This is a genomic window from Acidithiobacillus sp. TH-A36, from assembly GCF_057473445.1.
The window spans coordinates 1-5,885 of record NZ_JBYCKP010000233.1 but is presented as its reverse complement, the minus strand read 5'-3'; the positions used below and the strand labels follow the sequence as shown (position 1 = coordinate 5,885).

The 5,885-nt window shown below is 56.0% G+C and carries 6 protein-coding genes; all 6 read left to right on the top strand.

Annotation, left to right across the window (positions count from 1 at the left end):
* Nucleotides 1–542 (top strand): NADH-quinone oxidoreductase subunit H (locus AC2VLY_RS06105; RefSeq protein WP_486921941.1); only part of this gene is annotated, 542 nt, incomplete at its 5' end.
* A 9-nt stretch (nucleotides 543–551) separates the two neighbouring features.
* Complete coding sequence (locus tag AC2VLY_RS06100; RefSeq protein ID WP_024893084.1) at nucleotides 552–1,232, top strand: hydrogenase; 681 nt, start codon at nucleotides 552–554, stop codon at nucleotides 1,230–1,232.
* 3 nt (nucleotides 1,233–1,235) lie between these two features.
* On the top strand, nucleotides 1,236–2,699 hold the full coding sequence (locus tag AC2VLY_RS06095) for a proton-conducting transporter transmembrane domain-containing protein (RefSeq protein WP_300253129.1): 1,464 nt from the start codon (nucleotides 1,236–1,238) through the stop codon (nucleotides 2,697–2,699).
* Nucleotides 2,696–4,189, top strand: coding sequence for a hydrogenase large subunit (locus tag AC2VLY_RS06090; protein ID WP_193650431.1), 1,494 nt, complete (start codon nucleotides 2,696–2,698; stop codon nucleotides 4,187–4,189). Before AC2VLY_RS06095 ends, AC2VLY_RS06090 begins: the two co-directional genes overlap by 4 nt.
* Nucleotides 4,190–4,198: 9 nt before the next feature.
* Nucleotides 4,199–4,990 (top strand): NADH-quinone oxidoreductase subunit B family protein, encoded by a 792-nt coding sequence (locus tag AC2VLY_RS06085; RefSeq protein WP_010639337.1) that lies wholly within the window; start codon nucleotides 4,199–4,201, stop codon nucleotides 4,988–4,990.
* On the top strand, nucleotides 4,980–5,885 hold a 906-nt coding region (locus AC2VLY_RS06080), incomplete at its 3' end, for a proton-conducting transporter transmembrane domain-containing protein (protein ID WP_486921940.1). The genes AC2VLY_RS06085 and AC2VLY_RS06080, both read left to right, overlap by 11 nt.

Below are 5,885 nucleotides of genomic sequence, written 5' to 3'. Positions count from 1 at the left end.
TCATGCTCGGCATTCTCGCCGAACCGACGCTGATCCTGGTATTTGTAGGCATCACTTTTCTGGACCATTCCATGCTGCCTTTTGTCGCCAATCATCTATTGGCCAAAAATCCGGTAGCCTACTGGAGTCCCGCCCATATTTTCCTGATTCTGGCTTTTTTCATTCTACTTACCGTAGAAACTGACCGCTTGCCCATTCATTCCACGATCCCCTATGAAATCTACATGATTGATGAGGCGCGCATCCTAGAATATTCCGGCCCCCTGCTGGCTCTGCTGAAATGGGCAAGCTGGATGAAACAGTTCATTTTTTACACGATTTTTCTCAATGTATTTCTGTTTCCCTGGGGTTTGTCCACCACTGGCAGCTTTCCGTCAGTCCTCCTGGCCCTGCTGATCATCCTGGCCAAATACGGCGTGATCGGCCTGCTTATGGTGGGCGTCGATACCATGCAGTCCCGTCTGCGCTTTTATCGCTATCAGGAGCCCCTGGCGCTGTCTTTTCTTTTTGCCGTATTGGCCATTGTTGCCGACCAACTCTAGGAGCGACCCATGCTGATATTTCATCTCGGTCCGCTGGCCACCTCATTATTCAGCCTGCTGGCGATCCTCGCGCTGGTTTTATCTTTTGTCATGCTCGCTTCCCACTGGCTGAAAAATCATGTTTATGCTTTTGCGGCGGAATCCTGGACCATTGCGGCCATTTCTGCATCCATTGGCTACTATGGACATTATCCCGAGCTGTATATTATTGCGGCATTGACGGCCTTGTTTCGGGGCACTTTTTTACCCTATCTGGTCCTCCGACTGGTCAAACGACTGGATATTCAGCGCGAATTCACCCCCCTGCTGAAGCCTTCTTCCAGCATGATTCTCGGTGCCGCACTGGTGATTTTTTCCTATGAGGTATCCCGGCAACTCGGTGTTGCCCTGCATCTGACCGACAATATTGCCGTGCTGGCCCTGACCTGCATGTTCAGCCTGAAACTCATCGGCTTTTTGATGATGATTTTGCGTTCGGAGGCTATCAGCCACATTCTTGGCCTGCTGGTCATCGAAAACGGAATATTTCTGGGCTCACAGATTCTGGTTCCGGGTATGCCCGCCCTGCTTGAGCTGGTGATCATCTTTGATTTGCTGACAATCGTCATGGCCTTCGGCATGCTGGTCCGATTCCTCCAGACCCATGCCGGTACAACCAGCAGTCGTGGCCTGCAAAAGCTGGTGGGTTAAGCCATGGTGAATTTTGATGCACTGATTGCCGCACTCTGGATCATCCCCGCCGTCGCCATCATTCTGATGCTCGCCCTGCGTCTGCCGCATCTGGCCGAATATCTCAACCTGCTGACTTCCATAGCAGTTTTCGGCCTGACTCTGGCGATTCTCGTGGCCGTTCCCGATAAGGCTCTGGTCACCGGGGAGCAGTACATTTTATTGACCCCTCTGGGGGCCTGGGTACTGTTTTGCGTGGGCCTGGTTTATCTGCTGGCGTCCATTTACGCCATTGGCTACATGCGCCTGCTTCCCGAAGAAAAACCCCGACTGCACAAATACTATGCCCTGCAGGCGGGTTTTGCCTTGACCATGCTCATTGCGCCGTTGATGAACAATCCCGGTATTTTCTGGATTGCCATTGATTTCACGACCATTGTCAGCGCTTTTCTGGTGGGTTTCGAGAAAGAAGCCGAATGCATCGAAGCGGCCTGGAAGTACCTGATCGTCGTTTCTGCGGGGCTGGCCCTGGCCCTGTTGGGTATTATCCTTTTTTACTGGGGTGGCACCTTCGTGCTTGGCCCGACTTATGCGCTGACCTGGGCCAATCTCCGTGAAGTCGCCCCCAAGGTTCCCGAAACCCTTTTGTTTCTGGCTTTTCTCCTGACTCTGGTGGGTTTTGGCACCAAGGTGGGTCTCGCCCCCATGCATACCTGGCTACCTGATGCCCATAGCGAAGGCCCGGCCCCGGTGTCCGCCATGCTTTCCGGTGCTTTGCTCAACATTGCCCTGCTGGGGATTTATCGGTTTTTATCCATTGTCGACAGTGGCGGTTACAGCCTCATGGGGCACACTGCACTACTGGTACTGGGCGTAATATCCCTTTTTGTGGCAGGCCTGTTTATCGTTCGTCAGGATGGCGCCAAGCGCATGCTGGCCTATTCCTCCCTGGAACATATGGGAGTACTGGCCATTGGTTTCGGCTTTGGTGGCCCCATTGCCTTTGCCGGAGCCATGTATCACATGGTCAATCACTCCATGAATAAATCCCTGATGTTTTTCGGGGCGGGCAACATGATGCGTGCTTACGGCACCAAGTCCATGCGTAAAATGCGTCAGGTACTGCGCTACTATCCGGTGACGGGCGCCCTCTGGTTACTGGGTGCTGTGGCTATTACCGGAGCCCCGCCCTTCGGCTTGTTTTTATCGGAGCTGACCATTTTGCGGGGTGGCATTCTCAGCCCCAACCCCTGGGCAGTCTGGGTGATGGCCATTCTGCTCATTCTCATATTTATTGCTTTCATGAATCATTTCCGGCGCATGATCTGGGGTCCGGAACCGGAACCCGATGAAGTGCCCACCCTCAAGTTATCCCTGTGGAATAGCCTACCCATGTGGCTGGCCCTGATTCCTGTGCTGGTACTGGGACTTTGGTGGCCCAGTGGCTTGTGGGGATTTTTCCAACAGGCATTTATGGTGCAGCCATGAATATGCACAGTCCCATGAATAATTGCAGCATTCGCTCTGTCACTGCGGGGCAGCTTGCAGCAGTCGCTCAGGAATGCCTGGATCAGCAGATGCGTTTCCTCATGGCCTGGCATGACTGGGAAGGGCAGCAATGCGTCGTGCGTTATTTGTTGAGCCAGAAAGACAATCCCGAATTTGTCCTGCTGGAATTACGCGGCACGGATACCATTCCTTCGCTCGCAGCGCTTGTACCGCTCCTGGGCTGGTACGAACGGGAAATGCAGGACCTGGGCGGTCTGCATTTTACCGGGCATCCCGAACCCTTTCCCCTCATTATTCACGAAGGTTTCAGCATTCCCCAGCCGCCCCTCGGCATAAACGGCAGTTCAGGTCACCTGAGCGGCCTTTACCAGCCCCCCACCATGCCCGAAGTGCAGGGGGATCAGGTGCAGGATTTATACTGGGGGCCGGTGCGTGCTGATGTGGTGGAAACTGGTGAATTTCACTATTCCTATATTGGTGAGGCCATTCTTCACTACCATCCGCGCCTGTTTTTCAAGCACCGGGGCATGGAAGCCCGTTTTGCCGGCCAGGACGCGCAGCGCAGTGTTTACCTGGCCGAGCGGGTTTCCGGAGTGGGCAGTGCCTGCCATGCTCTCGCCTATTGTCAGGCCGTTGAAAATGCCTGGGGCATTGAAGTCCCGCCCCGGGCGCAACTGCTGCGGGTGATCCTTGTGGAACTGGAGCGTCTCTATAACCATTTCCACTATTTTGGACAGCTGTCCAAAACCACGACCCTCAAAGTCGGTGCCGCCACCGGCTTCCTGATGGAAGAAAAAGTCAAACAACTGGCCGGAGAATTAACGGGTTCCCGCTATTTACGTAGCCTGCTGCGGGTAGGTGGGCTCCGCCGGGACTTGCAGGCCGAGCATTTGGCCCATGCTCTGGAGCCCATCATTGATGAAGGCGAGGCTTATCTGGATCGGTTGCAGCAAACGGCGACCCACCTGGATCGCCTGATGGGCACCGGCGTACTTTCGCCAAGTGCCGCTTTTGATCAGGGGGCTACCGGTCCCGTCGCCCGCGCTTCCGGGCTCGATCGTGATTTGCGCCGGGACCATCCTTATGCGGCTTACCACAAATTACGTTTCAACGTACCAGTGCGCCAGAAAGGTGATGCCATGGCCCGTAGTGATGTTCGTGGGGAAGCCCTGCGGGAAGCCATTGCCCTGCTGGTACAGGCTTCGGGTCGTCTCAAAGCCGGTCCTGTGCATGCGGAATTCGACGTGCCAGGCGGAGCACAGCAGGGCCTGGGCTGGGCCGAAACCCCGCGAGGCACGCTGATTTACGCCGTCCGCATTGAGGATGGACGCCTGCAACGGGTCAAAATCAAATCGCCCTCGTTTTCCAACTGGCGGGTGTTTCCACTGACGGTACACGGTACCAACATGATGGATTACGCCATTAACGAAGCGAGCTTCGGCCTCACCATTGCCGGTTGCGACCGCTAGGAGAAAATCATGCCATTATGGACCTGGACAGGACTTAAAGCCGGTAAGGCTGCTACCCGCTGGCCCCAAAGTGGACCCGATGGTCAGGAAGGGGTATTGGGAATGCCGCGCCTGGATATCGCGGCCTGCCGCAGCGGTTGTGATCTTTGTGTGGAGAGCTGCCCCACTCAGGCCATTCATCAGGTGGATGGCGAACCGGTGATCGATTATGGGCGCTGTATTGTCTGCCAGCGTTGCGTGGAGGAATGCCCTGAGGGGGCCATGCAAAGTTCCTACGACTGGGCTTTTGGCGTGCGTCAGCGCAGTGATCTCATCTGGTCAGCGGCACTGGAAAGTGCTGAGGCCGCAGACCTGCGGAAACGCATTGCGGCCAGCCAGCGCCGCAGTCTGCACATTCGCCATGTGGACGCCGGTTCCTGTAATGCCTGTGAGTCCGAAATCAGTGCGCTGGACAATCCCTTTTATAATTTGCACCGACTGGGCATTTTCTTTACGCCCTCACCGCGTTTTGCCGACCTGCTGATGGTCACGGGACCCGTAACCGCACCCATGCACGACGTACTGCTGGCCACCTGGGAAGCCATGCCCGAACCACGTAGTGTCATGGCTACCGGCACCTGTGCCGTCTCAGGCGCGCCCATGGATGAGGGTTATGCCGGAGGATCGGGACTGGAAGGCATTCTCCCGGTGGACATCTGGCTGCCGGGCTGTCCACCCAATCCGGCAGCACTCATTCATGCCCTGCTGCTTCTGGTAGAACGCATGCCGCAAAAAGTAACAGGAGGCCAATATGCTCAATAGTTTCCTGCTGGGCGCACTGCTTTTTGTTCTCGCCATTATTCTCGGTCTGCTGCGTCTCAGTTCCGGCGCACGGATTGCCCTCATTTTTGGCACCGTGGCGATACTGGTGGGCAGCGTCCTCAGTCTGCTAGCAGGATCTGGCCCTGACACTGGACAGCTTTGGTCCCTGGGCAGCATTCCCGTGACCTGGCACCTGCAGGCGGCTGCCGCCTGGCTGGTATTCTGGGGTGGACTCGCCGCGTTGGCCGCCTTCCTTTCCCCCAGCCGCGCCAAAAATCCCGGCATCTGGATGTCCGGGGCAGGGCTGGCTTTACTGGGAAGTCTCGGGGTTGCCGGTTTACAGGAAGGGATCGCCTTTCTGATTGCCTGGGAATTTTTGAGTTTTGGCGGCGCCATCATGCTGCTTGCCGACGGACTGCAGAATCGTGAAAAAAGCGGTCAATCCAATTTGTATATGCTGGCCCTGCTCGAGATTGGCGCTGTCGCTTTATTGCTGTGCCTGCTCTTACTGGGAGCCAGGAATACTGAATTTACGGCCTGGGCGGGGTCCTGGGCAACTTATGGATCAGCGGCCTTTGGCATTGCCATTCTGTTCATCATTGGCTTTGGTGCCAAGCTGGGCATTTTGCCCTTCTACGAGTGGTATCCCGGTGCCTACAGTAGCGGCAGTGGCGCATCGGGGGCATTATTATCAGGTATCATCCTCAATGTGGCCTATTTTGCCCTGGGCCGGGCCGTGCTCGACTGGCTACCCCGGAGCAGCGCTACCGGCACCGGTATTTTACTGGTTGCATTGGGCACCATCACCGCTATTCTGGCCATTTTATATGCCTTTCAGCAGGAAGACTGGCGCCGTCTGCTGGCTTTTTCCACGGCTGAAAACGCCGGATTAGCC

Excerpts from the sequence above, each read along its gene's own strand:
- AC2VLY_RS06100 (WP_024893084.1), top strand. The coding sequence starts at position 552 with ATGCTGATATTTCATCTCGGTCCGCTGGCCACCTCATTATTCAGCCTG.
- AC2VLY_RS06085 (WP_010639337.1), top strand. The coding sequence starts at position 4,199 with ATGCCATTATGGACCTGGACAGGACTTAAAGCCGGTAAGGCTGCTACC.
- AC2VLY_RS06095 (WP_300253129.1), top strand. The coding sequence starts at position 1,236 with ATGGTGAATTTTGATGCACTGATTGCCGCACTCTGGATCATCCCCGCC.
- AC2VLY_RS06090 (WP_193650431.1), top strand. The coding sequence starts at position 2,696 with ATGAATATGCACAGTCCCATGAATAATTGCAGCATTCGCTCTGTCACT.